The sequence below is a fragment of the Massilia sp. ST3 genome (assembly GCF_018119405.1).
Taxonomy (GTDB): Bacteria; Pseudomonadota; Gammaproteobacteria; order Burkholderiales; family Burkholderiaceae_D; genus Telluria.
In genome coordinates, this window is the sequence record NZ_JAGPWC010000015.1 from 35,144 (window position 1) to 61,768 (window position 26,625).

The 26,625-nt window shown below is 64.9% G+C and carries 29 protein-coding genes and 1 tRNA gene; 23 read left to right on the forward strand and 7 right to left on the reverse strand.

Annotation, left to right across the window (positions count from 1 at the left end):
* Positions 1–6 precede the first annotated feature (6 nt).
* The 6 genes from KBW98_RS07135 (at position 7) to KBW98_RS07160 (ending at position 6,076) form a co-directional block, all read left to right on the forward strand.
* Positions 7–885 carry an alpha/beta fold hydrolase gene (locus tag KBW98_RS07135; RefSeq protein WP_211519436.1) on the forward strand — a complete coding sequence of 293 codons (879 nt, stop codon included), beginning with the start codon at positions 7–9 and terminating at the stop codon, positions 883–885.
* A 37-nt stretch (positions 886–922) separates the two neighbouring features.
* Positions 923–1,273, forward strand: coding sequence for a RidA family protein (locus tag KBW98_RS07140; RefSeq protein WP_211519437.1), 351 nt, complete (start codon positions 923–925; stop codon positions 1,271–1,273).
* Between the two features lie 6 nt (positions 1,274–1,279).
* Positions 1,280–3,517 (forward strand): bifunctional (p)ppGpp synthetase/guanosine-3',5'-bis(diphosphate) 3'-pyrophosphohydrolase, encoded by a 2,238-nt coding sequence (locus KBW98_RS07145; protein ID WP_211519438.1) that lies wholly within the window; start codon positions 1,280–1,282, stop codon positions 3,515–3,517.
* Between the two features lie 174 nt (positions 3,518–3,691).
* A complete protein-coding gene (locus tag KBW98_RS07150; RefSeq protein ID WP_211519439.1) occupies positions 3,692–4,498 on the forward strand; it encodes an ABC transporter permease in 807 nt (268 codons plus the stop codon).
* A 16-nt stretch (positions 4,499–4,514) separates the two neighbouring features.
* Positions 4,515–5,447, forward strand: a complete 933-nt coding sequence (locus KBW98_RS07155; protein WP_211519440.1) for an MlaD family protein — start codon at positions 4,515–4,517, stop codon at positions 5,445–5,447.
* Positions 5,444–6,076: a hypothetical protein gene (locus tag KBW98_RS07160; protein ID WP_211519441.1), complete on the forward strand. Its 633-nt coding sequence runs from the start codon at positions 5,444–5,446 to the stop codon at positions 6,074–6,076. Before KBW98_RS07155 ends, KBW98_RS07160 begins: the two co-directional genes overlap by 4 nt.
* 89 nt (positions 6,077–6,165) lie before the next feature.
* Here the strand turns inward: KBW98_RS07160 and KBW98_RS07165 are convergent, their stop codons facing one another.
* The gene (locus tag KBW98_RS07165) at positions 6,166–7,095 is read right to left on the reverse strand and encodes an NAD(P)/FAD-dependent oxidoreductase (protein ID WP_211519442.1); all 930 of its coding nucleotides are present in this window, start codon (positions 7,093–7,095) and stop codon (positions 6,166–6,168) included.
* Positions 7,096–7,163: 68 nt separating this feature from the next.
* Complete coding sequence (locus tag KBW98_RS07170; RefSeq protein WP_211519443.1) at positions 7,164–8,087, reverse strand: cation diffusion facilitator family transporter; 924 nt, start codon at positions 8,085–8,087, stop codon at positions 7,164–7,166.
* A 131-nt stretch (positions 8,088–8,218) separates the two neighbouring features.
* Here KBW98_RS07170 and KBW98_RS07175 point away from each other — a divergent pair.
* The 14 genes from KBW98_RS07175 (at position 8,219) to KBW98_RS07240 (ending at position 19,913) form a co-directional block, all read left to right on the forward strand.
* Positions 8,219–8,295: transfer RNA gene (locus KBW98_RS07175), tRNA-Val, on the forward strand.
* A 223-nt stretch (positions 8,296–8,518) separates the two neighbouring features.
* Positions 8,519–10,429 carry a threonine--tRNA ligase gene (gene thrS, locus KBW98_RS07180; protein ID WP_211519444.1) on the forward strand — a complete coding sequence of 637 codons (1,911 nt, stop codon included), beginning with the start codon at positions 8,519–8,521 and terminating at the stop codon, positions 10,427–10,429.
* Complete coding sequence (infC, locus tag KBW98_RS07185) at positions 10,429–10,986, forward strand: translation initiation factor IF-3 (protein WP_335557177.1); 558 nt, start codon at positions 10,429–10,431, stop codon at positions 10,984–10,986. The genes thrS and infC overlap by 1 nt, the downstream gene beginning before the upstream one ends.
* Before the next feature lie 719 nt (positions 10,987–11,705).
* Complete coding sequence (locus tag KBW98_RS07190; RefSeq protein ID WP_211519446.1) at positions 11,706–11,888, forward strand: hypothetical protein; 183 nt, start codon at positions 11,706–11,708, stop codon at positions 11,886–11,888.
* A 418-nt stretch (positions 11,889–12,306) separates the two neighbouring features.
* A complete protein-coding gene (locus tag KBW98_RS07195) occupies positions 12,307–12,492 on the forward strand; it encodes a hypothetical protein (RefSeq protein ID WP_211519447.1) in 186 nt (61 codons plus the stop codon).
* Between the two features lie 144 nt (positions 12,493–12,636).
* Entirely contained in the window at positions 12,637–12,816 is a 180-nt protein-coding gene (locus KBW98_RS07200) for a hypothetical protein (RefSeq protein ID WP_211519448.1), read from the forward strand.
* Positions 12,817–12,877: 61 nt separating this feature from the next.
* A complete protein-coding gene (locus KBW98_RS07205; RefSeq protein ID WP_211519449.1) occupies positions 12,878–13,792 on the forward strand; it encodes a RimK family alpha-L-glutamate ligase in 915 nt (304 codons plus the stop codon).
* 194 nt (positions 13,793–13,986) lie between these two features.
* A complete protein-coding gene (gene rpmI, locus KBW98_RS07210; protein WP_056135342.1) occupies positions 13,987–14,184 on the forward strand; it encodes a 50S ribosomal protein L35 in 198 nt (65 codons plus the stop codon).
* A gap of 21 nt (positions 14,185–14,205) precedes the next feature.
* Complete coding sequence (gene rplT, locus KBW98_RS07215; protein ID WP_211519450.1) at positions 14,206–14,565, forward strand: 50S ribosomal protein L20; 360 nt, start codon at positions 14,206–14,208, stop codon at positions 14,563–14,565.
* 129 nt (positions 14,566–14,694) lie between these two features.
* On the forward strand, positions 14,695–15,711 hold the full coding sequence (gene pheS / locus KBW98_RS07220; RefSeq protein ID WP_211519451.1) for a phenylalanine--tRNA ligase subunit alpha: 1,017 nt from the start codon (positions 14,695–14,697) through the stop codon (positions 15,709–15,711).
* Between the two features lie 41 nt (positions 15,712–15,752).
* Positions 15,753–18,179: a phenylalanine--tRNA ligase subunit beta gene (gene pheT / locus KBW98_RS07225; RefSeq protein WP_211519452.1), complete on the forward strand. Its 2,427-nt coding sequence runs from the start codon at positions 15,753–15,755 to the stop codon at positions 18,177–18,179.
* Positions 18,180–18,289: 110 nt separating this feature from the next.
* Positions 18,290–18,658, forward strand: coding sequence for an integration host factor subunit alpha (locus KBW98_RS07230; protein WP_211519453.1), 369 nt, complete (start codon positions 18,290–18,292; stop codon positions 18,656–18,658).
* A gap of 19 nt (positions 18,659–18,677) precedes the next feature.
* Positions 18,678–19,088 carry a MerR family transcriptional regulator gene (locus tag KBW98_RS07235; protein ID WP_211519454.1) on the forward strand — a complete coding sequence of 137 codons (411 nt, stop codon included), beginning with the start codon at positions 18,678–18,680 and terminating at the stop codon, positions 19,086–19,088.
* Positions 19,089–19,280: 192 nt separating this feature from the next.
* Positions 19,281–19,913 (forward strand): response regulator transcription factor, encoded by a 633-nt coding sequence (locus KBW98_RS07240; protein WP_027865355.1) that lies wholly within the window; start codon positions 19,281–19,283, stop codon positions 19,911–19,913.
* A 198-nt stretch (positions 19,914–20,111) separates the two neighbouring features.
* Here the strand turns inward: KBW98_RS07240 and KBW98_RS07245 are convergent, their stop codons facing one another.
* The 5 genes from KBW98_RS07245 to radC form a co-directional block, all read right to left on the reverse strand.
* Positions 20,112–20,837, reverse strand: coding sequence for a hypothetical protein (locus KBW98_RS07245; protein ID WP_211519455.1), 726 nt, complete (start codon positions 20,835–20,837; stop codon positions 20,112–20,114).
* Positions 20,838–20,910: 73 nt separating this feature from the next.
* Complete coding sequence (locus tag KBW98_RS07250; protein ID WP_211519456.1) at positions 20,911–22,494, reverse strand: DUF418 domain-containing protein; 1,584 nt, start codon at positions 22,492–22,494, stop codon at positions 20,911–20,913.
* A 78-nt stretch (positions 22,495–22,572) separates the two neighbouring features.
* A complete protein-coding gene (rpmG, locus tag KBW98_RS07255) occupies positions 22,573–22,740 on the reverse strand; it encodes a 50S ribosomal protein L33 (protein ID WP_005665735.1) in 168 nt (55 codons plus the stop codon).
* A 13-nt stretch (positions 22,741–22,753) separates the two neighbouring features.
* The gene (rpmB, locus tag KBW98_RS07260) at positions 22,754–22,990 is read right to left on the reverse strand and encodes a 50S ribosomal protein L28 (protein WP_026354825.1); all 237 of its coding nucleotides are present in this window, start codon (positions 22,988–22,990) and stop codon (positions 22,754–22,756) included.
* Between the two features lie 340 nt (positions 22,991–23,330).
* Complete coding sequence (gene radC, locus KBW98_RS07265; RefSeq protein ID WP_211519457.1) at positions 23,331–24,002, reverse strand: DNA repair protein RadC; 672 nt, start codon at positions 24,000–24,002, stop codon at positions 23,331–23,333.
* Between the two features lie 113 nt (positions 24,003–24,115).
* On the opposite strand from radC, the gene KBW98_RS07270 reads away from it, so the two are divergent.
* The 3 genes from KBW98_RS07270 to KBW98_RS07280 all read left to right on the forward strand — a co-directional run bounded on the left by KBW98_RS07270 (position 24,116) and on the right by KBW98_RS07280 (position 26,614).
* On the forward strand, positions 24,116–24,568 hold the full coding sequence (locus tag KBW98_RS07270; protein ID WP_211519458.1) for a peptidylprolyl isomerase: 453 nt from the start codon (positions 24,116–24,118) through the stop codon (positions 24,566–24,568).
* A 3-nt stretch (positions 24,569–24,571) separates the two neighbouring features.
* Positions 24,572–25,519: a 4-hydroxy-3-methylbut-2-enyl diphosphate reductase gene (ispH, locus tag KBW98_RS07275; RefSeq protein WP_211519459.1), complete on the forward strand. Its 948-nt coding sequence runs from the start codon at positions 24,572–24,574 to the stop codon at positions 25,517–25,519.
* A gap of 165 nt (positions 25,520–25,684) precedes the next feature.
* Positions 25,685–26,614: a branched-chain amino acid ABC transporter permease gene (locus KBW98_RS07280; protein ID WP_211519460.1), complete on the forward strand. Its 930-nt coding sequence runs from the start codon at positions 25,685–25,687 to the stop codon at positions 26,612–26,614.
* The last annotated feature ends 11 nt before the right edge of the window (positions 26,615–26,625 follow it).

Below are 26,625 nucleotides of genomic sequence, written 5' to 3' on the forward strand. Positions count from 1 at the left end.
GGCCCCATGTCTGAACCCAGCTTGAAGAGCGTGCAGTGCAGTTCGCCTGCAGGCCTGCACCGGGTCGCCTACAAGGAGTGGGGCGACCCCCTCAACCCCAAGGTCCTGGTCTGCGTGCACGGCGTTACCCGCGTCGGCGACGACTTCGATCACCTGGCGCGCGCCCTGTGCGGCGAATACCGTGTCGTGTGCCCGGACGTGGTCGGCCGCGGCCGCTCCGAGCGGCTGCGCGATCCGGCGCACTACGTCATCCCGCAGTACGTGTCCGACATGGTCACCCTGATCGCGCGCGTCACCGCCCCCGGCGAGGCGCGCGAGGTGCACTGGTTCGGCACCTCGATGGGCGGCCTGATCGGCATGGTGCTGGCCTCGCTCGAAGGCACGCCCATCAGCCGCATGGTGCTCAACGATATCGGGCCGGTGCTCGACCAGGCGGCCCTGCAGCGCATCGGCGAGTACATCGGCCAGGATATCCGCTTCCCCAGCTTCGAGGCGGGTGCGGAATACGTCAAGGCGGTGTCGATGTCCTTCGGTCCGCACACCGAGGAAGAGTGGTTCAAGCTCTCCAGCGACGTGCTGCGCCGCCAGGACGACGGCCAGTGGGTGCGCCACTATGACCTCGGCCTGGCCCAGCCGTTCAAGGCCATCACGCCCGAGCGCGCGGCCGGCGACGAGGCGGCCCTGTGGGCCGCCTGGGACGCGATCCGCTGTCCCACCCTGCTGGTGCGCGGCGAGCACTCCGACCTGCTGTCGCGCGAGACCGCAGCCGAGATGACGAGGCGCGGCCCCAAGCCGCGCCTGGTCGAGATCCAGGGCGTGGGCCATGCGCCTACCTTCATCCAGGCAAACCAGATCGCCATCGCGCGAGAATTCTTGATCGGCTGACGGACGCCGGGTCCCAGCCAAACTTACGAAAGCAACCATGGAAATCAAACGTATCCACGTCGGCAAGCGCCTCTCCGAAATCGCCATCCACAACGGCACCGTCTACCTGGCCGGCCAGATCGCCGAAGACACCGCCCAGGGCATCGATGGCCAGATGCGCGAGGTGCTGGGGCACGTCGACCGCCTGCTGGGCGAGGCGGGCAGCGACAAGTCCTGCATCCTGATGTGCCAGATCTTCATCTCCGACATGGCCAACTTCGCCGGCATGAACGCGGTGTGGGACGAATGGGTCGCCCAGGGCCACACCCCGCCGCGCGCCACCGTCGAGGCCAAGCTCGCCAATCCCGCATGCCTGGTGGAGGTCTGCATCACCGCCGCCCTGCGCTAAGCCGGCATGGTATCGACCGCCGCTCTCGGCGACGCCAGGGCCCAGCTGGTCCAGGGATTGAGCCCCGAGGATTGCGCGCGCGTGCACGGCGCGCTCGACTACGCCAGCGAGGCCTACGGCGAGCGCCTCGCCAGCTCGGGCCAGAACGCTTTCGAGTTTTCGCTGGGCGTGGCCGGCACCCTGGCCTATCTGCGCACCGACACCGAGACCCGCATCGCCGGCCTGCTGTTCGAGCTGGCGATTTTCGACGCGGCGGCCGCCGACAAGCTCGAGGAGCGCTTCGGCAAGGAAGTGGCGGACCTGGTGCGCGGGCAGTTCCAGCTGATCCGCCTGCGCGACCTGACCGCGGTCCAGGCGCCGGTGGGCAGCGGCAAGAACGCGGCCCAGCAGGCCGCCCAGCAGGTGGAAACCCTGCGCAAGATGCTGCTGGCGATGGCCTCCGACATGCGGGTGGTGCTGATGCGCCTGGCCTCGTGCGCGGCCAGTCTGCGCTATTTCGCCGACCAGAAGCGTTTCGACGAGGTCACCCGCGCCTACGGGCGCGAGGTGCTGGACTTCTACGCGCCGCTGGCCAACCGCCTGGGCGTGTGGCAGCTCAAGTGGGAGCTCGAGGACCTGTCCTTCCGCTTCATCGAACCCGAGACCTACAAGCGCATCGCCAGGATGCTCGAGGAAAAGCGCATGCAGCGCGAAGGCTTCGTGGCATCCTCGATCGGCCGCCTGCAGGAGGAGCTCGCGCAGGCCGGCGTCAAGGCCGAGGTGTCGGGCCGGCCGAAGCACATCTACAGCATCTGGAACAAGATGCGCGGCAAGGAGCTCGACTTCACCGACCTGTACGACGTGCGCGCCTTCCGCGTGATCGTGCCGGACGTGAAGACCTGCTACACGGTGCTGGGCGTGGTCCACAACATCTGGACCCCGATCCCCAAGGAATTCGACGACTATATCTCGCGCCCCAAGCCCAATGGCTACCAGTCGCTGCACACGGTGGTGACGGCCGAGGACGGGCGCCCGCTCGAGGTGCAGATCCGCACCCAGGAGATGCACAATTTCGCCGAATACGGCATCGCCGCCCACTGGCGCTACAAGGAAGAGGGCGGCTCCAACTTCAAGAGCCAGAAGTACGACGAGAAGATCGCCTGGCTACGCCAGCTGCTGGCCTGGAAGAGCGACGTCGCCGACGTCGTCGCCGGCCAGGAAGACCTGCAGCGCGAGTGGGTGGAAAAGCTCAAGGCCGCCACGCTCGACGACCGCATCTTCGTGCTCACGCCGCAGGCGCGGGTGCTGGAGCTGCCGGTGGGCGCCACGCCGATCGACTTCGCCTACCACCTGCACAGCGAGGTGGGGCACCGCTGCCGCGGCGCCAAGATCGACGGCGTCATGGTGCCGCTCAACACCCCGCTGAAGAACGGCCAGACCTGCGAGATCATCACCGCCAAGGGCGGCAGCGGCAGCCAGGGCCCGTCGCGCGACTGGCTCAGCCCCGGCTACACGGTGTCGAGCCGCACCCGCACCAAGATCCGGGCCTGGTTCCACGCCCAGGAACTGGCCGAGACCCTGGCCCAGGGCCGCGCCATGGTCGAGAAGTCGCTCCAGCGCGAGGGCAAGACTGCGGTCAACCTGGAAGCGCTGGCGCACAAGCTGGGCTTCGCCAAGGTGGACGACCTGTTCATCCAGGTCGGCAAGGAGAAGTTCAGCCTGCGCCACGTGGAAGCCGCCCTGCACGAGGGCGAGCCGGCGCCGCAGGAAGACGCCGCCGTCATCAGCAAGAGCCGCGCCTCCAGCGTGGAGCAGGGCGCAAAGTCCGGGGTGCTGGTGGTGGGCACCGAAGGCCTGATGACGATGCTGGCCAAATGCTGCAAGCCGGCGCCGCCCGACCCCATCGTGGGCTTCGTCACGCGCGGCAAGGGCGTGTCGATCCACCGCCTCACCTGCAAGAACTTCGCCGAGATGCAGGCCAAGGCGCCGGAACGGGTGATCGAGACCGAGTGGGGGCTGGCGGGCAGCGAGACCGTGTACCCGGTCGACCTGTTCATCCTGGCCCAGGACCGGCAAGGCCTGCTGCGCGACATCTCCGAGGTGTTCTCGCGCGAGAAGATCAACGTGACCGGGGTGAACACCCAGAGCAGCAAGGGACAGGCGCGCATGGTGTTCACGGCGGAGATCGGGTCGACGGCGCAGCTGCAGAAGGCGCTGGGGGCGATCGGGGAAGTGTCGGGGGTGGTGGAGGCACGCAGGCAGTAGCGGTTTGCATGCAGACTTGGGTCCCCGCCTGCGCGGGGATGACGGTTTTTAGGCCACGTATATAAAAAGGTCATCCCCGCGCAGGCGGGGACCCAAGTTCCGCACCGCCGCCCATAACGTATCCAGTTGTCACCAACCCGCGCAAACCGTTGCTAAAGCAGTATCATTCCTCCCATGCGCCGAACCCTCACCCTGACAGCCCGCCCCAGCCTCTGGGGCCTCGCCCTGGCGCGCTACCTGCGCAGCTGGTGGTACATGGTCCACCTGGGCGCGGTCGCCATCGTGATGGCGCTGTCGCCCTCGACCTATCACCGCGCCAACCGCCTGGCGGCCTCGCGCTACATCTATGCCAGCACCTGGCAGGTGCTGCCCTGGTTCACGCTTGCCTCCGCCCTGGTCGGCCTGGTCATCATCCGCATCGTGCTGGTCACGGCCAAGAGCTACGGCCTGTCGCACTACGCCCTCGAGATGGTGGTGCGGGTGCTGGTGCTGGAACTGATTCCCCTGTCGGCCGCGATGTTCGTGGCCCTGCGCGCGGGCATGGCTTTCGACGCTTCGGCCCTGGGGCTGGCGCGCGCCGGCCTGTCGCCGCAAGCCGCCAGTGACGAGGCCCTGCGCCGGGTGCGGCGCGACCTGGTGCCCCAGTTGATCGCCAATGCGGTCGCGGTCCTGAGCCTGGCCATGGTGACTTCCACCGTGGTGCTGGTGCTGGCCTACCTGAACGTCTACGGCCTGTCGCCCTGGGGCGTGGCCGACTATACCCGCACGGTGGGGCGCGTGTTCGAGCCGGTGGTCACCGCCGGCTTCGTGCTCAAGACCGTGCTGTTCGGCCTGGCCGTGGCCCTGATCCCGACCGCCGCCATCCTGGAATTGCAGCGCTACCCGCGGCGCGTCGTCTCCACCGTCCAGCCAGGCGCGCTGCGCCTGCTGTTCGTGCTATTGGTGATCGAGGCCGCCTCGCTCGCCCTGAAATATATTTGATCAACAAAGGAAGTCCATGACCGAAGCGCAACCCGACGAACCAGCCCATGTCGAAGCCAAGGCCATCATCCTTCTGGTGCTGGTCGGCGCCCTGATCGCCGGCTTCGTCCTGTACGTGATGTACGCGCGCGGCGTGTTCGAGCCGACCCAGCGCCTGACCCTGGTCACCGACGATTCCTCGGGCGTCATTCCCGGCATGGACATGAGCTTCGCCGGCTTTCCGATCGGGCGCGTGCGCCAGGTCGACCTGGCCGACGACGGCAAGGTGCAGATCCAGGTCGACGTCCAGAGCAAGGACGCCAAGTGGCTGCGCACCTCCAGCGTGTTCACGCTGGAGTCGAGCATCGTCGGCGAGACCCGGCTGCGCGCCTATACCGGCCTGCTGAACGACCCGCCGCTGCCGCCGAATTCCACCCGCACCGTGCTGCGCGGCGACGCCACCGCCGAGATCCCGCGCATCGTCGCCACCGCGCGCGCGCTGCTGGAGAACCTGGAAACCATGACGGCGGCGGAATCGGACATCAACGCCAGCCTGGCGAACATCCAGGCCGTGACCGGCCGCATGTCGGGCAAATACGGCGTGCTGGGCGGCGTGCTGGGCGGCGACGAGGAGGCGCGCAAGCTGGGCGAGGCCCTCGACCGCGTGAACGCCATCCTGGCCAAGGCCGATACCCGCGTGTTCGGCAAGAACGGCGTGATGGACGACAGCCAGGCCGCCATCCAGCAGCTGAACGTGGTGCTGAAGGACGCCAGCGAAACGTTGAAGAAGGTGGACGCGGTGCTGGTCGAGGCCCAGGCCGTGGGCGCCAACGCCCGCGTCGCCACCCAGGACCTGGGCGCGCTGCGCGGCGAGGTCGACGCCAGCCTGCGCAAGGTGAACCGCCTGGTGGACGAGATCAACCGCAAGTGGCCCTTCGCCAAGAGCAACCAGGAGATCAAGCTGCCATGAGAACCGTTTCCCTCCTCATCCTGGCGCTGCTGGCCGGCTGCGGCAGCAAGCCGCTGCCGCCCGACTGGCAGGCCAACGCCAAGGGCTCGCTCGACGCCTTTACCGACGACTACCTGAAGGGCAACAGCGCCGCCGCCGAGGCCGAGTTCCGCCGCGCGCGCATGGAAACCACGGCCACCGGCCGGCTCGAGCATGTGGCCCAGGTCGAGCTGGTGCGCTGCGCCGCCCAGGCGGCCAGCCTGGTATTCGAGGACTGCCCCGGCTATGCGGCGCTGGCAACGGACGCCACGCCGGAGCAGCGCGCCTATGCCGACTACCTGGCCGGGCGCTGGGACGGCTTGAACGGGGCGCTGCTGCCCGAGCAGCACCGGCCGGTGCTGGCCGGCGGCCAGCTGGCCGGCGTGGCCGATCCATTGGCGCGCATGGTGGCGGCGGGCGCGCTGTTCAAAGCCGGGCGCATCACGCCCGAGGGCATTGCGCAGGCGGTCGACACGGCCTCGAACCAGGGTTGGCGCCGGCCTCTGCTGACCTGGTTGGGCGTCCAGGCCCAGCGCGCCGAGAAGGCGGGCGATACGGCGGCGCTGGAACAGGTCCGCAAGCGGATCGCGCTGGCGTCCGGGCAGCGCTGAACGCTGTCGCAATAACGTCGTACCCGCCACTGGCGGCTACGACTTCCGGCCTTCGCCGGAACGCCGTGCTGATGGCGCAAGCCTGGGGTTTAACGCAGCGACCAGGGCAGGGTGTTGTGAATGGTGGTCGCCGCGATCGCCGCCTGCCCGGTCGCGACCGCGATCTGGTTCAGCCCGCGCGTGACGTCGCCGATGGCGTAGAGGCCCGGCACCGAGGTGCGCAGGTGGTCGTCCACCAGCAGCTTGCGGCATTCCACCGTCTCGGCGCCCAGCGCCGCGGCAAGGTCCGAGCGCGCGGTCTCGCCCAGCATCGGATAGAACACGTCGCAGGGATAGTCCTCGCCGTCGGCCGTATGCAGGACCGGCTTCAGATCCTCGCTCATGGTCACGCCCACCAGCGGCGAGCCGACCAGGCGAACGTTGGCCGCGTCCAGCTGGCGCCGCTCCTCGTCGTTGATGGCCGATTCCGCGCTGCGCTCGAACAGCAGCACGTCCTTGCTGAAGGTGCGCATGAACAGCGCGTGCCCGACCGGATTGACTTCCGAGGTCACCACGCCGATGCGCTTGTCGATCACGTCGTAGCCGTCGCAGATGGGGCAGAGGCGCACCGCGCCGCTGGCGACCGCCTCGTCCCAGCGCTCGACCGGCATGCCGGCGTCGGCCACGCCGGTGGCCAGCAGCACCGTATGGGCGCGCAGCAGGGTCAGGTCGCCGTCCGGGCCCACGCACTCGCCTACGAACAGGCCGTCCTCGATGCGCAGGCTGGTGACTTCCCCGGGGATGACGTGGCCGCCATAGTTGGCGAGCTGGACGCGCAGGTTCTCCAGCAGCAGCTTGCCGTTGATTCCGTCGGGAAAGCCGGGATAGTTGTGGGAGACGGGGATCCAGCCCAGCCGGCTGTGGCCCTTGTCGACCAGGGCGACGTTGCGGGTGAAGCGGCGCAGGTAGATGGCGGCCGTCAGGCCGCCAGGTCCACCGCCGACGATGAGGGTATCGAATACGGTCTGGTCGAAGTCCATGCGCCGATTATCCGGACCGTGGCCGGTCCGCCAATCGGCGTGCTCCTCAGCGCTTGGTAAGAACGGGCTTACAGCGGCTTGCCGCCGGCGGCCTCGGGCTGCAGGGTGACGTGGTCGATGCCGTGGCGCGTGCGCAGCATGGCGCGCACCGCCTCCAGCACCGCCGGCCATTCTTCCAGCGAATGGATCTCGAGGTGGCCGATCAGGGCCGGTTCGCCCGGCGACATGTCCCACACGTGCAGGTCGTGCACGGAGAGCACGCCCTTGACCCCGGCGATGTCGTTGCCGACCTGCAGGTAGTCGATCTGGTGCGGCACGCCTTCCATCAGGAAGTGGTAGGACTCGCGCAGGATGCCGACCGTCGACTTGAGGATCAGCAGCGAGACGAAGATCGAGAGGATGGGGTCGACCCGGTACCAGTCGGTGAAATAGATGATGACGCCGGCGGCGATCGCGGCGAGCGAACCCAGCAGGTCGCCCATGACATTGACCAGGGCGGCGCGGGTGTTGATGCTCGTGTTGTCGCGCGACAGCACCCAGGCCACCAGCAGGTTGATGCCGGCGCCGATCGCCGCGACCACCAGCACCACGCCGCCCTGCACGGGTTCCGGGTGCAGCAGGCGCTGCACGGCTTCCCAGCCGATCCAGGCCACCAGGGCCAGCATGGCCAGGCTGTTGACGAAAGCGGCCAGCGCCTCGGCGCGCACGAAGCCGAAGGAATGGCGGGCCGAAGGAGGGCGCTTGGCGATGAGCTGGGCCAGCAGGGCCAGGCCGAGGGCGGCGGCGTCGGTCACCATGTGGCCGGCGTCCGAGATCAGGGCCAGCGAATTCGAGATGAAGCCGGTGACGACTTCGATCACCGCGAACAGCAGGGTCAGGCCGAGGGCGACCGAGAGCGCCTTCTGGCTGCGTCCTTCGATGGTGTGGGAATGGCGCGCATCGCCGTCCAGGTGGGCGTGCAAGTGGGAAGGATCGACAGGCCGCGAAGTCATGTGGAACGTGGTGGTTTGACAATCCGCTAGTGTAAAGCAAAGCCGCCATGTCGATGCGGACGGGGCTGCCAGGCAAGTATTTCCGTGCAAGGGTTGCTTAACGGGAGCCCGGTCCCTATAATGGCGGCATCGGGCGGTTAGTTCAGCTGGTTAGAATACTTGGTCGACATCCAAGGGGTCGCAGATTCGAATTCTGCACCGCCCACCAGAATACGTGCTTCAGTGCACACTGTGTAAGAGCGAGAAAGGCACCGACGGTTATGACACCGCGAACTACAACCTGGTTGTGGGGGAATCGCTAGACGCGAAGGGGTGTGCTTTTGCTCAACACAACGAAAAAACGCGGCTAGTGCCGCGTTTTTTTTCGTCCGTACATTTTTCACAAGTTTCAAACCTACTCACCGGCGCCCGCGCCACGATTGGAGAACAGCATGCTGAACGTTCGACTTCCCGATGGTTCGAACCGTCAATTCGACGGTCCCGTCACGGTCGCCCAGGTGGCCCAGAACATCGCCCCCAGCCTCGCCAAGGCCGCGCTGGCCGGCAAGGTCAACGGCAAAGTGGTCGACACCTCCTTCCTGATCGAATCCGATGCCGACCTGGCCATCGTCACCGACAAGGATCCCGAAGGCCTGGACGTGATTCGCCACTCGACCGCCCACCTGCTGGCCTATGCGGTCAAGGAATTGTTCCCGGACGCCCAGGTCACCATCGGCCCGGTGATCGAGAACGGCTTCTACTACGATTTCTCGTACAAGCGCCCGTTCACCCCCGACGACCTGCAGGCGATCGAGAAGAAAATGCTCGAGCTGGCCAAGAAGGATGAGCCGGTGACCCGCAAGGTGCTGCCGCGCGACGAGGCCGTGGCCTATTTCAAGTCGATCGGCGAAGCCTACAAGGCCGAGATCATCGCCTCGATCCCGGCCAACGAGGACGTGTCCCTGTATAGCGAAGGCGGTTTCACCGACCTGTGCCGTGGCCCGCACGTACCTTCGACCGGCAAGCTGAAGGTCTTCAAGCTGATGAAGCTGGCAGGCGCCTACTGGCGCGGCGACTCCAGGAACGAGATGCTGCAGCGCGTCTACGGCACCGCCTGGACCAAGAAGGAAGACCAGGAGCAATACCTGCACATGCTGGAAGAGGCCGAGAAGCGCGATCACCGCAAACTGGGCAAGGCACTGGACCTGTTCCACTTCCAGGAAGAAGCGCCGGGCCTGATCTTCTGGCACCCGAAGGGCTGGACCGTCTGGCAGCAGGTGGAGCAGTACATGCGCACCAAGTACCAGGTCAACGGCTACAGCGAAGTCAAGGCGCCGCAGATCCTCGACCGCAGCCTGTGGGAAAAGACCGGCCACTGGGAAAACTACCGCGACAACATGTTCACTACCGAGTCGGAGAACCGTTCGTACGCGCTCAAGCCCATGAACTGCCCGGGCCACGTGCAGATCTATAACGCCGGCCTGCGCTCCTACCGCGACCTGCCGCTGCGCTACGGCGAGTTCGGCCAGTGCCACCGCAACGAGTCCTCGGGCGCGCTGCACGGCCTGATGCGCGTGCGCGGCTTCACCCAGGACGACGGCCACATCTTCTGCACCGAAGAGCAGATCGAGGCCGAAGTGACCGCCTTCCACGCCCAGGCGATGGAAGTCTACGACGACTTCGGCTTCGAGAACATCGACGTCAAGATCGCCCTGCGTCCGGACAGCCGCATCGGTTCGGACGGGGTCTGGGACCAGGCCGAGGAAGCGCTGCGCTCGGCGCTGCGCGCCTGCGGCGTGAGCTGGACCGAGCTGCCGGGCGAGGGCGCCTTCTACGGCCCGAAGATCGAGTACCACCTGAAGGACAGCCTGGGCCGTCCATGGCAGGTCGGCACCATGCAGGTCGACTTCTCGATGCCGGGCCGCCTGGGCTCCGAATATGTCGCCGAAGACAATACCCGCAAGGTTCCGGTGATGCTGCACCGTGCGATCGTGGGCTCGATGGAACGCTTCATCGGCATTCTGATCGAGAACTACGCCGGCGCGCTGCCGCTGTGGCTTGCGCCTGTGCAAGTGGCCATCCTGAACATTTCGGATGCCCAGGCCGATTACGTCAAACAGGTCGAAGCGCAACTGCGCAAGGCCGGCCTGCGCGTGCACGCTGATTTGCGGAACGAGAAGATCACCTATAAAATACGTGAGCATTCCGTCCAAAAGCTGCCTTACATCCTCGTTGTCGGGGATAAGGAGCGGGATGCCAACACTGTGGCCGTGCGTGCCCGCGGCAATGTCGACCTGGGCGTGATGTCCGTCGATGCGATCGTGGAGCGTCTGGTAGGCGAAGTTGCTGCCAAGACGAAATAATCCCGGCCGAACTTTATACTCTCAAAGGAAACAACATAGCTACTGACAAGCAGAATCGCATCAATGGCGAAATCACCCATCCCGAAATGCGTCTGAACGGGATCGACAATGAGCCGCTGGGTATTGTGACCCTGGCCGAAGCGTTTCGTCTGGCTGAAGAAGCGAACGTAGACCTGGTGGAGATTGCGCCGAACGCCGTCCCGCCGGTTTGCCGCCTGATGGATTACGGCAAGTTCAAGTATTCGGAGCAGAAGAAGGCGCACGAAGCCAAGCTCAAGCAGAAGATCATCCAGGTCAAGGAAATCAAGTTCCGTCCGGGCACCGATGAAGGCGACTACAGCATCAAGCTGCGCAACCTCATCAAGTTCCTGGAAGAGGGCGACAAGACCAAGATTACCCTGCGCTTCCGCGGCCGTGAAATGGCCCACCAGGACATCGGCATGCGCATGCTCGAGCGTCTGCGCGGCGACCTGGAGCCCTACGGCCAGGTCGAGCAGTTCCCGAAGCTCGAAGGCCGCCAGATGATCATGGTGGTTGCGCCGAAAAAGAAGAAGTAATTCTTCGTTCAGTAGTAGTAGTGCCAGGACCGGATTCGGGGCGCAGCGATGCTGCGCTCCGCGCCGGTTTTGGTCGTTCTGGTTCTTTTCCCGCATTCTCGCGCCAGTTCGGCTGCGATTCCGGCGTCCACGCCATTTTAGGCCCTGCGCGGCGCATCACCTTGCACGCAGGCCTGCCGCCGTCTCTGCCAGGCGCCCCGCTGTAGCGCCCCTGTCCCATTCCTCCATATCGCCTCGCGCGCTGCCATGGCGTGCGCCACTGCCGCCTCTTTCCTATGGCCGGCCTGCCGTGCGCGCCCGTTCTTTTCTTGTTTGACACGCCACATATTCAGATCGCGGCTGCGACAAATTGCGGCGTATGCCCCGGGAATATGGAATGAGCTGGTGTCATTTCGATGCCGATTCAATATCTCCGCGGCGCGCGATAACGCTCTTGATAAATATGTACGTGGCATGGCGTCATAATGCTCGGCAGCCTCCTTGTTTTTGGCAGGTGCTGGATGAAGTCTGCGTTGTCCGGTCGCTTGGTGGGTGCATTTCTATCGAATTCTATCACCGCATGCCGCACGGATATCCGGCATCAATAAAATAAGTCGGTGTGGGGAAATTATCTTGTTTTTCCTTGTGATGGATTAAGGTGCTTGTTATATTTAGTGCGCCCGTTTTTGCCGGATGGCGAATCGGGAAAATATAAACAATTGAAAGAGACAAGGAAAGTTATGCATCCATTTGCTTTGAATGACGACGCCCTGGACCAGGTCGGTGGTGGCGACAGCCGCATCATCCTTATCGGCGGCATCATCGCCAACCCGCTGACCCCGGCACCGAAACTCCCGATCGAGGCGACCACGCTGGCAATCGGCGAAGAGGGCGGCGGCTACGTCGTGCCCGAGCTGGCCTGATCGTACTTCCGCCGGCGCGCCGGCGGCATCCCCACGCGCCTTCCAATGGCGAAGTTCCCGCTGTGGGCAAACGCGTTTAACTATTTCGCAAGGATCGACATGCAAACCCTGAATACCCAAGAAATCGACCTGGTCGCCGGCGGCGCCAGCCCTGTCCAAATCGACCTCTCGAACGGTCCTGGTCCGTACAATCCGCTCCCGGAGACCATTTTCGGCTGAATTCGCCGGCTGCGTCATTCGGGTGATGTTGGCTGAATAAGCCAGCAGGATAAGCCGGCCGAATAGCCCGGCTGAATAAACCCGCTGGAAAAGCCCGGCGCAGGGTGGGGAATAATCCGTGAATAAGTCGTCGGTATTATTCGATTAAATTATTCCGATATGCAGGTGCCTCGAGCGTGTATTGAAGAGAGATTGAAAAATGCATCCATTTTCGCTGACTGAAGAACAAATCGACGCCGTGTCCGGCGCCGCCGCAAGCTATACCGAGAGCGAACTCTCGCATCTCACCACCAACGGATACGGCACCATCGGCTGGCCTTGCATCCTTACCTGGGGCATTGGCGAAGCCGGCGGTCCGCTGCCGGACAGCCGCGACATGATGTAAGGCAGAGTTTGGTTTGCCACCGGCATTGCCCGGATCCGTTTTTGGGCGCCGCTCCCGCGTGAGGCGGCGCCGTTTTTGCTTCTGCGGCCGGCGTCCGGGCCATTCCGGGCTGGCGCAGCCCACATTGATAATTGAAAGAGAACAATGCATCCATTTTCCCTGACTGAGCAACAAATCGAACAAGTCTCCGGCGCCAACTTCGAGCTGGTGCTCGAGCCATTCTCGGCAGGCATGGTCACTGCCGGCGATGGCGAAAGCGGTAGCTGCTTCCCGGAAATGCCGTTCCCGGCGCCGGCGATCCCGCTCCCTGGCCTGGTCCGCTGAGCTAGCCTGCCCTGCGCCGCCGCCATGCCGGCGGCGCCTTGTCTTCTTGTCCAGAAATCTTATGAAACACTTGGTATTAGGGCATGCGCGCGATCCGCATGCGCAGCACATGCTGGCCCGGCTTGCCGCGCGCGGCCACAGTGCCGGCCTGGTGCAGACCCAGGTCTTCCCGTCCGCGTTCACGATCAGCATGTATCCCGGCCGTTCGCTCGGCGCGCTGCGGCTGGAGGACGGCACGGCTGTCGACCTGGAGGACATCGGCTCGGTGTACTGGCGCAACTTCGGCGGCGTCGAGGCGGAGTCGACCAGGGCAACCCGCGGCACGCCGGCGGACATTGCCTATTACGACAGCATGGCCTGCCTGCGCACCTGGTTCCAGGCCAGGAACCAGACGCGCTGGTTCAATAGCTGGGAAGCCTTCCAGTCGCACCAGGAAAAGCCCCATCAGCTGGCGCTGGTCGCGCGGGAAGGGGTGCGGATTCCCCATACCTACGTCGGCAACGATCCGGAGCGCATCCTGGCCTTCGCGCGCATGGTGCCGGAGCTGATCTTCAAGCCGGTCTATGGCGGATCGCACACCCAGCGCATCACCGGGCGCCACCTGGCGGGCGAGCATCTTGCCAAGGCCTTGAAGCAGGCGCCGATCACGCTGCAGGAATTCATCGACGGGACCAATGTCCGGACCTATGCGATCGGCGACCAATGCTTCACGGCTGAATTGCACAGCGACCAGGTCGACTTCCGCGCCGACAGCGGGACCAGGGTGGTGCCGATCGCGACCCCGCCCGAGCTCGCCGCCGCCGCGGCCGCGATCATGCGCGTGCTGGGCCTGCGCTGGACCGCGATCGACTGGCGCCGCAGCCACGATGGCGAATATTTTTTCCTGGAAGCGAATCCGAGCCCGATGTTCGGCGCTTTCGAGCGTCAGTCCGGCTATCCGATCACCGACGTCCTGATCGACGCCATGACGGCCTAGAGGTGTTGCACGATCCCGCCGGATGTGCTCTTGAGCGCAAACTGTGCTAGAATCGACGGTTCCTGTTTTTAGGAACAGGTTGTAGCGGGCTCGCACTCGCTGCAGGACAAGTGAAAGTAGGCATCTAAGAGCAGCGTCGCTGCCACCTGCAATCCTGTCGTACATATGAGGCTGTCCCGAAAGGACAGATGACTATGCCAAAAATGAAAACCAAAAGCTCCGCGAAGAAGCGTTTTCGCGTGCGTCCGGGCGGTACCGTCAAGTCGGGCATGGCGTTCAAGCGCCACATCCTGACCAAGAAGACCACCAAGAACAAGCGCCAGCTGCGCGGCACCCGTAACATCAATGCGTCCGACGTCCAAAGCGTCTACCGCATGATGCCATCTGCTTAATCTCACACAAAAGGAGCTATTATGCCTCGAGTAAAACGTGGGGTTACTGCACGTGCCCGTCACAAGAAGGTTCTTGAACTTGCCAAAGGCTACCGTGGCCGTCGCAGTAAAGTATTCCGTATTGCCAAGCAAGCAGTCATGCGCGCTGGCCAGTACGCATACCGCGACCGCCGCAACAAGAAGCGCGTCTTCCGCGCACTGTGGATCACCCGTATCAACGCGGCTTCGCGTTCGCACGGCATGACCTACAGCGCGTTCATGAACGGCCTGAAGAAGTCCGCGATTGAACTGGACCGTAAAGTCCTGGCCGACATGGCTGTGCACGACAAGCCGGCATTCGCCGCGATTGTCAACGCAGTCAAGGCCAAGCTGGCTGCTTAATCAGCACGTCTGCTAGCAAGACCAGCACTGCGGCAACGCAGTGCGAAAAGAGCGGGGCAAGGTTCACACCTGTGCCCCGTTTTTGATTGTGGCGTCTCCCGCCATCACAAAAACAGGAAAAGAATAAGCATGAACTCGCTGGAAGAACTCGTCGTCGCGGCCCAGGCTGACTTTGCCGCCGCAGCGGACGCCGCCGCGCTCGAAAATGCAAAAGCCAAGTACCTGGGCAAGACCGGCCAGGTCACCGACCTGATGAAGGGCCTGGGCAAGCTGGACCCCGAGCAGCGCAAGGCGCAGGGCGCCCTGATCAATGCCGCCAAAGAAAAAATCGAACAGGCACTGACCGGCCGCCGCGACGCGCTCGCGAACGCCCAGCTCGAAGCCCGCCTCAACCTCGAAGCGATCGACGTGACCCTGCCGGGCCGCGGCCGCGCCAAGGGCGGCATCCATCCGGTGATGCGCACCTGGGAACGGGTCGAGCAGATCTTCCGCTCCATCGGCTTCGACGTGGCCGACGGTCCCGAGATCGAAACCGACTGGACCAATTTCACCGCGCTGAACAGCCCGGAAAACCATCCGGCGCGTTCGATGCAGGACACCTTCTACATCGAGGGCAATGACAGCCAGGGCAAGCCGCTGCTGCTGCGCACCCACACCAGCCCGATGCAGGTGCGCTACGCGCGCACCCACACGCCGCCGATCAAGGTGATCGCGCCGGGCCGCACTTACCGCGTCGACAGCGACGCCACCCACTCGCCCATGTTCCACCAGGTCGAAGGCCTGTGGATCGGCGAGGACATCAGCTTCGCCGACCTCAAGGGCGTCTACCTCAACTTCGTCAAGGCCTTCTTCGAGACCGACGACCTGCAGGTCCGCTTCCGTCCGTCCTACTTCCCGTTCACCGAGCCATCGGCCGAGATCGACATCGCCTTCGGCAGCGGTCCGCTGAAAGGGCGCTGGCTGGAAGTCTCGGGCGCCGGCCAGGTGCACCCGACCGTGGTGCGCAATTTCGGCCTGGATCCGGAAAAGTTCATCGGCTTCGCGTTCGGCTCCGGCCTCGAGCGCCTGACGATGCTGCGCTACGGGATCAATGACCTGCGCCTGTTCTACGAAGGCGACCTGCGTTTCCTGAAACAGTTCAATTGAACTTTGGCTGAACCCTCGAAGTAAGAAGAAGGCAAACGAATATGCAATTCTCCGAAAACTGGCTCCGTTCCATGGTCGACCCGAAGATGAATTCGGACGAACTGTCGCACCTGCTCACCATGTCCGGCCTGGAAGTGGAAGAAGTCGAAGCGGTCGCGCCCCCGTTCTCGAACGTGGTGGTGGCCGAAGTCAAGGAAGTGGCCAAGCATCCGGATGCGGACCGCCTCAACGTCTGCCAGGTGGACGTCGGCACCGGCACCCTGCTGAACATCGTGTGCGGCGCGCCCAATGTGCGCGCCGGCATGAAGGCGATCTGCGCCAAGGCCGGCGCCGTGCTGCCGCCGGGCGCGGACGGCAAGCCTTTCGAGATCAAGGTCGGTAAGCTCCGCGGCGTCGAGTCGCAGGGCATGATGTGCTCGGCCAAGGAACTGAAAATCTCGGAAGAGAGCAGCGGCCTGATGGAACTGCCGGCCGACGCGCCGGTCGGGACCAACATCCGCGACTATCTGGGCCTGAACGACCTGAAGTTCACCATCAAGCTGACCCCGAACAAGGCGGACTGCCTGTCGGTGCTGGGCGTGGCGCGCGAAGTCGCGGCCCTGACCGGCTCGCCGCTGCACCTGCCGACCACCCGCCAGGTGCCGGTCACCAGCGACGAGAAGCTGCCGGTGAAGGTCTCGGCGCCGGACCTGTGCGGCCGCTTCGCCGGCCGCGTGATCCGCGGCCTGAACGCGCGCGCCGCCACCCCCGAGTGGATGAAGCGCCGCCTGGAACGCAGCGGCCAGCGCTCGGTATCAAGCCTGGTCGACATCTCGAACTACGTCATGCTGGAAGTCGGCCGTCCCTCGCACGTGTTCGACCTGGCCAAGATCCACGGCGGCCTGGACGTGCGCTGGGGCCGGAAGGGCGAATCGCTCAAGCTTCTGAACGGCAATACGATCGAGATCGACGACTGGGTCGGCGTGATCGCGGACGACAAAGAGATCGAATCGTTGGCCGGCATCATGGGCGGCGACTCCACCGCCGTGTCCCTCGACACCGCCGATATCTACCTGGAAGCCGCATTCTGGTGGCCGAACGCCATCCAGGGCCGCGCGCGCCGCTACAACTTCTCGACCGATGCGGCGCACCGCTTCGAGCGCGGCGTCGACTACGCGACCATCCCCGAGCACATCGAGCGCATCACCGCGCTGATCGTCGAGATCTGCGGCACCGCCGAGACCAAGGTCGGACCGCTGGACGACCAGGTCGTCAACCTGCCGCAGCCCAAGGCCGTGACGATGCGCACCGCGCGCGCCGCCAAGGTGATCGGCGTGCCGCTCACCGACGAGACCGTGGCCGACATCTTCACCCGCCTGGCGCTGCCGTTCAGCTTCGACCAGGGCGTCTTCAGCGTGACCGCGCCGAGCTACCGCTTCGACATCGAGATCGAGGAAGACCTGATCGAGGAAGTCGCGCGCGTCTACGGCTTCGAGAACATCCCGGCGCTGCCCCCGGTCGCGCCGAGCGCGATGCTGATCGAGCCGGAGAACACCCGCTCGCTGTTCGCGATCCGCCACCAGCTGGCCGACCTGGGCTACCAGGAAGTGGTCAACATGAGCTTCGTGGAAGCCCAGTGGGAGCAGGACTTCGCCGCGAACGCCGAGCCGATCCGTCTGCAGAACCCGATCGCCAGCCAGATGAGCGTGATGCGCTCGAACCTGATCGGCAGCCTGGTCGCCAACGTGCGCTACAACGTCAACCGCAAGGCCGGCCGCGTGCGTGCCTTCGAGGTGGGCGCCGTGTTCCACCGTAACCCCGCCGCCGCCGACGGTCCGCTGGCCATCGCCGGCTTCGACCAGCCCAAGCGCGTCGCCGCCATCGCCTACGGTCCGGCCGTGGACGAGCAGTGGGGCGAGAAGACCCGCGCCGTCGACTTCTTCGATGTGAAGGCCGACCTCGAGGCGCTGTTCGCCCCGGCCGTGCTGCGCTTCGTGAAGGGCGAGCATCCGGCGCTGCATCCGGGCCGTTCCGCTTTCGTGGAACTGGACGGCCAGCGCATCGGCTTCATCGGCGAGCTGCATCCGCGCTGGCTGCAGAAGTACGACCTGCCGCAAGCCCCGGTGCTGTTCGAGGTCGACGCCGAAGCGCTGCGCCGCCGCGCCGTGCCGAGCTATGCCGAGATCTCCAAGTTCCCGGGGGCGACGCGCGACCTGGCGCTGGTGCTGAAGCAGGACGTGGCGGCCCAGGACGTGCTCGACGCATTCCAGGCCGAGCTGGCCTCGAATCCGGCCGGCAAGATCGTGCAAGGTATTGTTTTGTTTGATGAATACCGCGGCAAAGGCCTGGATTCGGATGAAAAAAGCCTTGCTTTCCGCTTTAGCTTGCAAGATACTCAATCGACGCTGCAGGACGACGCGGTGGACGCCATCATGGCTGCCGTGGCCGATGCCGCAAAGCGCAAGCTCAACGCGAAACAGCGTGCTTGAGACATCTCTCCAGAACTCGTTTGACTTGAAGGCAGGGCTTCAAAATTAATAACAACGACGTTGATTCGGCCGTACTCCAGGAGGCTCTCGCGGCCGACCTGGATCGCGCGATGCACGTGGCGCGGGTGCGGAAGGAACAAGAAAAGGCATTACCGACCTTGACCAAGGCCGAGCTCGCCGAGCTGCTCTTCGAGCAGGTCGGCCTGAACAAGCGCGAAGCCAAGGACATGGTCGAAACCTTTTTCGATGAGATCCGCAACGCGCTCGAACGTGGCGAGGCGGTCAAGCTGTCCGGCTTCGGCAATTTCCAGTTGCGCGACAAGCCGCAGCGGCCTGGCCGCAATCCAAAAACCGGGGAAGAGATTCCCATCACGGCGCGCCGCGTCGTGACTTTCCACGCCAGCCAGAAGCTCAAGGGCATGGTCGAAGAGACCAGTCCCTCGGGTTCGCCATCCGGCTCGCTGGCACGTGCCGCTTGAATAGCGGGTGAATGCGCCGATGAACGACCGTCCGAACAAGACCGAGCCGACCCCGCTGCCGCCGATCCCGGCGAAGCGCTACTTCACCATCGGCGAGGTCAGTGAATTGTGCGGGGTCAAGCCCCACGTCCTGCGTTACTGGGAACAGGAATTTACCCAGCTGAAGCCTGTCAAACGCCGTGGGAACCGACGCTATTACCAGCACCACGAAGTCCTCCTGATCCGCCGCATCCGCGAGCTGTTGTACGAGCAGGGCTTCACCATCAGCGGCGCCCGCAATCGCCTCGACAACCGCGCCAGTGCCCTGGCCGGGGTGGAAGAACAGGACGTGCCGGAAACCGCCGCAGCGGCAGCCGTCGACGTCGAACATCTGCGTGCCGAATTGCTGGGAATTCTCGACCTGCTCCAGCACGGCCAGCAGCCGGCCTGAGCTAAACCAAGCCGATGCCGCGCGTGGCAGGACGCCGCGCGAGCTCGACTGCTGCTCAGGCATTCGTGCGGCTGTTGAAGGTCCGCGCCGGAGTGTTAAAATGTCACTCGCGGTTATGCTGACTCAACGCATGCAAGCTGGGCGAATGAGAACCCGGTACTTTCCTGCGCAAGGAAAATTTAAGGGAAGACAATGATACGCGTTGCCATTTGTGACGATCACCAAATAGTTCGAGCAGGTTTCAAACAGATTTTCTCGTCGTCGGGCGAGTTCGAAGTGGTTGCCGAGGGCGCTACCGGCCGCGAGGCCCTCGACATTGCACGCCGCGAGATCTGCGACGTGCTCCTGCTCGACATCGCGATGCCGGACCAGAGCGGCATCGACATCCTGCGCACCATCCGCCAGGGCCAGCCCAACCTGCCGGTGCTGATCCTGTCCGGCTATCCGGCGCAGCAATACGCGCTCAACCTGTTCAAGATGGGCGCCAACGGCTACCTGAACAAGGAGTGCGAAGCCGACGAACTCAAGACCGCCGTGCGCACCGTCTACCAGGGCCGCCGCTATGTCAGCTCGACCGTCGGCGAACTGCTGGCCCAGAGCTTCGACCGCGATCCCAACACGGCGCTGCACACCGAGCTGTCGGACCGCGAATTCCAGGTCTTCCTGCGCCTGGCCAAGGGCGCGACCGTGTCCGATATCGGCAATGCCTTGTCGCTCTCGATCAAGACCGTGTCCACCTACCGTACCCGCATCATGGAAAAGATGGGTCTGCAGTCGAACAGCGACCTGACCTATTACGCCATGAAGAACAATCTCCTCGATTGATTCCCTCCGCGCGCGTTCCCCGCGCGCGCATTACCCCATACCGTAGGGGGGGGGGGGGGGGCCCCCCCCCCCCGCGGGGGTGGGGGGGGGGGGGGGGGCCCCCGCCGGGGGGGGGGGGGGCCCCCCCCCCCCCCCCCCCCCCGCGCGCCCCCCCCCCCCCCCCCCCCCCCCCCCCCCCACCCTACGTGCGCGGCAACGTCAAATGAAGAGCACCTGCGCTCCCTCCGGCAACACCAGCCTGGCCCGCCCATCAAACGGCTCCTTCCCATCAAACCGCCTGCAATACACCGGCGCATTCACATGATTGCGCCGCGCCTCCGTGATCGGATAACTTGCCAGCAGCCGCTCCCCATCCACGATATCGACATGCGCCCGCGACGAGGGGCTGCACACTGACAGGCTCAGCTTGCGCGTCATCGCCCAGGTCAGCAGCCGGTGGTGCCAGGGCACCAGCGGGTCAATGGTGCGGGGAATGTCTTCCAGCAAGCTGCGCACCGCGCCGATGGTCCAGGCGTCGTCGGCCAGGGTCGGCACCAGCACCAGGTTCACGCGCAGGTCGGAAGGCTTCTTGTTGATCGAAAAGCTGCCGTCCTGCGCCGCGATCTCGTCCTCGACCGGCACCATGTACAGGCCGTGCCTGTCCAGCTGGACCGGCAGTGAGCGTCCGGCGCCGTCGAGCCAGATCGCCAGGTCGTCGGTGCGTACGCCCGGATGCGCGGGACGCAATTGCACGCCCAGGGCGACCCGCCCGGCGAGGTGCTGCCGCACCGCTTTCGCCATTGGATAAAACAGGTCTTTGTAAGGCACCAGGCGCTCGCGCGCCGCCTTCACCTCGACGGTCTGGACCGGGGGCGCCTCAAGACCGGCAGCCGCGGCGCTGGCGCAGCACAGGGCGAAGGCAAGGAGTCGGGGAAAGAAAGCCATGCTCGGAAAGGACTGGTCGGGACCGGGCTATCCTTACATGGCGAACAGGAAATTACAATATATGCATCAATTTTCACTCAGCCTGCGTAGCATCCCGGCGCGGCAGCTTCAGGTAAGTGAGCACTCGCCATAGCCACTCGGCCGGCCCCTGGCTGAAGCGCGCCAGCCACCAGTGGCTGAATACGACCTGGGCCGCGCACAGGGCCAGGGCGACAGCCACCTGGGCGGCGCGTCCCATGCCCCACAGCCCCGCGCCATAGCCGTAGAACAGCAGCGACAGGACCACGCTCTGGACCAAGTAGTGGGTGAGCGCCATGCGGCCGAAGGGAGCGAGGAAGGCGACGGCGGCGCGGGCGCGGCTGTGCAGCAGCAGGACCACCGCCGCCATGTAGCCGAGCGAGGCGGGCAGGGCGCCCAGCATCAGCAGGGCGTGGGCGAAGTCGTAGCCTTTGTCGGCAACGCCCGCGGGACGCCCGGTGGCGATCAGGCCGCCAGCCAGGCCGAGCAGCAGGCCGAAGGGAATACCGAAGGTGGCCAGGCGGCGGAACAGGGGCAGGTGTTCGCGCGCGTTGGCGATCACGCCCGAGCGCACGAACCAGACGCCGACCAGGAACACCCCGACCAGCACCACGCCGAAGCCCATTTCGTCGCGCAGGCGTTCGCCCAGCTGGCGCGTGCGCATGGCGACGGCATCGCCATGGCTGCCCCGGGTGAGAACCTTGCGCTCCTGCGCGCTGCGGCGCACGCGTTCTCCGTGGCGCAGCCGGCGGGCGTCGGCCTCGCTGGCGGTTTCGCCATGCTCGCTGGTGGCGCTCGCCGCCGACAGCGCCGCCGCCCTGGGCGCGAAATAACGCATGCCGCCGTCGAGGGCGAGCAGGCCGAAGCAAACGACGAAGATCGCAACGCCCGCGCGCAAGGGGCGGGCGGACGCCGGCTCGCCGTAGCGCCAGGCCAGCAGCCCGAGCACGACCAGCAGCCCGGCCGCCAGCAGCACTTCGCGGATGCCTTCATCCCTGCCGCCCAGCGCCAGGATCAGGGCGGCCAGCAGCATCAGGACGCCGGGCAGCAGCATTGCTGCCGGAAAGCGCCACCCGCCCGCGCCCTCGCGCAGGTAGAGCGCGAGCAGGCCGGCGAACACCAGCGGCGTGGCGAGGGCGCTTGCGAGGCGCAGTTCCGGCAGCGCGGACAGGGCGAAGCAGGCGAGGATGGCCGCCAGCAGCCACTTGCCGCGCGCGAACAGGGCAAGCAGCAGCACCAGGGCGCCGATCGCATAGCTCAGCAGGATGTCGCCGCTCCACAGCAGGATGTGGTGGAGCAGGCCGAATACGGCCAGCGCGGCGATGCGGCGCAGGTAGGCCGGCAGGAAGGGGCGTCCCGCGGCCGCGGCGCGTTCCAGCATCAGGGCGAAGCCCATGCCGAACAGCAGCGAGAACAGGATCCAGAACTTGCCGGTGACCAGGTAATTGACAAGGAAGGCCGCCAGCCAGTCCAGTCCGGCGAGCCCGGGCGGAATGCCTTCCCCGGCTTCGGCCACGGGGCGGTTGAAGAATTCGACGTTGACGACGCAGATCCCGGCCAGGGCGAAACCGCGCAGGACGTCCAGGACGTCAATGCGCTGTTGCGGAGGAACAGGGGAAAGGGAAGGGCTTGCCATCATGACAGCTTAACGGCAGGGCGCCCCAAAACAAAAGAGCCGCCAGTGTGAACGGGCGGCTCTTTTTTGGAACAAGATCGATTACTTGATCTTGGTTTCCTTGTAGATCACGTGCTTACGTGCCTTCGGGTCGAATTTGGTGATTTCCATCTTCGCCGGCATCGTGCGCTTGTTCTTGGTGGTGGTGTAGAAGTGACCGGTACCTGCGGTCGATTCCAGCTTGATTTTGTCGCGGCCAGTTTTTGCCATGATAGCTCCCTAATTAAACTTTTTCGCCACGGGCACGCATGTCGGCCAGCACGGCGTCGATGCCGAGCTTGTCGATCACGCGCAGACCGGCGTTGGACAGACGCAGGGAGACCCAGCGGTTTTCCGATTCCACGAAGATGCGGCGGTTCTGCAGGTTCGGCAGGAAGCGACGCTTGGTTTTGTTGTTAGCGTGGGAGACGTTGTTGCCAACCATCACTCCCTTGCCGGTAACTTGGCAGACACGTGCCATAGTGCACTCCTTAATAATGTTCCAGGATTGGAAAAACGAGAGTATAGCGCGAAAAGAGAAGGCAAATCAATCACTTGCGAAAAACAAATGTGTCTTGTGATCGTGGCTGAATTTAACAATTGTGGATGAGTGACCTAAGGCCCTGTTTACGCGGTGTAAAGTCGGAGTCTGTGCCGTCCACCCGCCCCACGACCGTCGTTCCGGCGAAGGCCGGAACCCAAGTTCGTTGCGTTCCACAAACGTCAAACGCTACAGGGGCGCTACTAAACCTGGATTCCGGACTACGCCGGAATGACGACTCAGATGGTGCAGGTGACGGTTGATGTAACGGTGCTCCAAGTTACAACTGCCCACTCTCCGCAAACGAGTGCACCTGGCTCCCCGCCACCACGAAGTGATCCAGCACCCGGATATCCACCAGCCCCAGCGCCTGCACCAGCGCGGTCGTCAGCCGCAGGTCGGCCTCGCTCGGATCCGCCACGCCCGACGGGTGGTTGTGCGCCAAAATCACCGCCGCCGCATTGCGCCGCAGCGCCGCCTTGACCACCTCGCGCGGATACACGCTCGTGTGCGTCAAGGTTCCTCGAAACATTTCCTCACTGTTAATCAAGCGGTTCTTCACGTCCAGGAACAGCACCACGAAGGATTCATGCGCCTGCAGCGCAAACTGGTTGCGGAGGTAGTGGCGCACGGCGGAAGGCGAGCACAGCGCCTCGCGTTCGAACTGTTCCGCCACGGCGCGCCGGGCCAGTTCGATCGCCGCCTGCAGCTGGGCATACTTGGCCGGCCCCAGCCCGTGCAGCTGCCCGAACTCCCTCGAATCCGCATGCAGCAAGCGCTGCAGCGAGCCGAAATGCCCCAGCATGTCGCGCGCCAGCGCCACCGCGCTCTTGCCCGCCACGCCGACGCGCAGGAAGATCGCGAGCAATTCCACGTCGCTCAATACGCCGGCGCCCGCACGCAGCAGCCGCTCGCGCGGACGTTCCTGCTCGGGCCAGTCGCAAATTCCCATGTAGGTTCCTCGCTGAATTCGTCGCCAAAAAAGAAGGTCGCGGCGGCGTAAGCCCCGCGCCTGGCTTACAATAGCGGTTTGCCCGAACAGGGTTGCCAGCTACAACAAACAACATGTCCAACGCTTCTCCCGTCGTCAACGAGTCGTCCTACCTGACCCTGCATTACCGTCTGGCCGTTGCCGGCGGCGCCGATATCGTCACCACCTTCAACGGCACGCCGGCCACCCTGATGCTTGGCCAGGGCCAGCTCGCGCCCTTCCTGGAACAGCGCCTGATCGGCCTGCCGGAAGGCACGCACCAGACTTTCGCGCTGAGCGCGCTCGAGGCCTTCGGCGAGCGCAACCCGGAACTGATCCAGGCCGTCTCGAAGACCACCCTGGAACAGAATTCGGTGCCGGGCGCCGACTATGCGGTGGGTGAAGTGGTCGAGTTCAACGCGCCCAAGGGCGGCCGCTTCGCCGGCGTGCTGCTGGAAATGCGCGACACCTCGGCCGTGTTCGACTTCAACCATCCGCTCGCGGGCCAGCCCCTGCAATTCGAAGTGAAACTGATTTCGGTGCTCTGATATATGGAAAATGAAATCCTGCTAGCCCAGCCGCGCGGCTTCTGCGCCGGCGTGGACCGCGCGATCGAGATCGTCGAGCGCGCCCTCAAACAGTTCGGCGCGCCGATCTACGTGCGCCACGAGATCGTCCACAACGCCTATGTGGTCGAAGACCTGCGCAACAAGGGTGCGATCTTCATCGAAGAACTGGACGACGTCCCGGCCGGCAACACCCTGGTGTTCTCGGCCCACGGCGTGTCGAAGGCGGTGCGCGCCGAAGCCGAGGCGCGCGGCCTGAGCATCTTCGACGCCACCTGCCCGCTGGTGACCAAGGTCCACGTCGAAGTGGCCAAGATGCGCAAGCAGGGCTGCGAGATCATCATGATCGGCCACGACGGCCACCCGGAAGTCGAAGGCACCATGGGCCAGGCCGAAGAGGGCATGCACCTGGTCGAGACCGTCGAGGACGTCGAGCGCCTGCAGGTGCGCAACCCGGACCAGCTGGCCTACGTGTCGCAGACCACGCTGTCGGTCGACGACACCGCCGAGATCATCGCGGCGCTCAAGGCGCGCTTCCCGAACATCATCGAGCCGAAGAAGGGCGACATCTGCTACGCCACCACCAACCGCCAGGAAGCCGTCAAGTTCCTGGCGCCCCAGGTCGAGGTCGTGATCGTGGTGGGCAGCCCAAACAGCTCGAACTCGAACCGCCTGCGCGAAGTGGCCGAGAAGAAGGGCACCCCGGCCTACATGGTCGACAACGCCGGCAAGATCGAGCCGGCCTGGATCGAGGGCAAGAAACGCATCGGCGTGACCGCCGGCGCCTCGGCTCCGGAAGTGCTGGTGCAGGCCGTTATCGACCGCCTCAAGGAACTGGGCGCGGCCAGCGTGCGCGCGCTGGAAGGCGTGGAAGAACACGTCACCTTCCCGCTGCCGAAGGGCCTGGACGGCGTGCGCGCCGAGACCACGTAAAGACGTTATCGACAAACCATCGGGCAATCTCGGCATTTTCCGGTGCAAGTTTTCCAATAGCCAAGCTATGATGACGGCGTTCGGAAGACGATGACCCACCATGAGCGGCACTTCGAGGACACTTGAAGTGCCGTTTTTTGTTAGATCGAAAGAGGCAGCGAAACGATGGAGACTTTTGTCCAGCAACTACTGAACGGGCTCGTCCTGGGCAGTATGTACGCCCTGGTCGCGCTCGGCTACACGATGGTGTATGGCGTGCTCAACCTGATCAACTTCGCCCACGGCGACGTCCTGATGATCGGCGCGATGGTCGGCCTGTCCATCCTGAAGCTGCTCGAGGCCCATGCCCCGGGCCTGCCCGGCTACCTGCAGCTGGCGGCCGCGATCCTGGGCGCGATTCCCGTCACCATGCTGGTCAATGTCCTGATCGAGCGCGTCGCCTACCGCCGCCTGCGCAACGCCCCGCGCCTCGCGCCCCTGATCACCGCGATCGGCGTGTCCATCCTGCTCCAGACCTTCGCCATGATGATCTGGGGCCGCAGCCCGATTCCCTTCCCGCAGCTGCTCTCGTCCGAGCCGATCGAGCTCGGCGGCGCCCTGATCACGCACACCCAGGTGCTGCTGCTGGTGCTGGCCGCCGTGGCCATGGCAGGCCTGGTGCTGCTGGTCGAGCGCACTCGCATGGGACGCGCGATGCGCGCAGTGGCCGAGAACCCGCGCGTGGCGGGCCTGATGGGCGTGGACTCGAACCGCGTCATCGTCGCCACCTTCGCCATCGGCGCCGCGCTGGCCGCGGTGGCCGGCGTGATGTGGGGCGCCAACTACGCCTCGATCACCTTCACCATGGGCGTCCTGCCCGGCATGAAGGCCTTCTGCGCCGCGGTGCTGGGCGGGATCGGTAACATCTACGGCGCCATGATCGGCGGCATCCTGCTGGGCATCATCGAAGCCCTGGGCGCCGGCTATATCGGCGACTTCACCGGCGGCTTCCTGGGCAGCCACTACCAGGACATCTTCGCCTTCGTGGTGCTGATCCTGGTGCTGACCCTGCGCCCGTCCGGCATCATGGGCGAACGCGTGGCCGACCGCGCCTGACGAGGAGACGA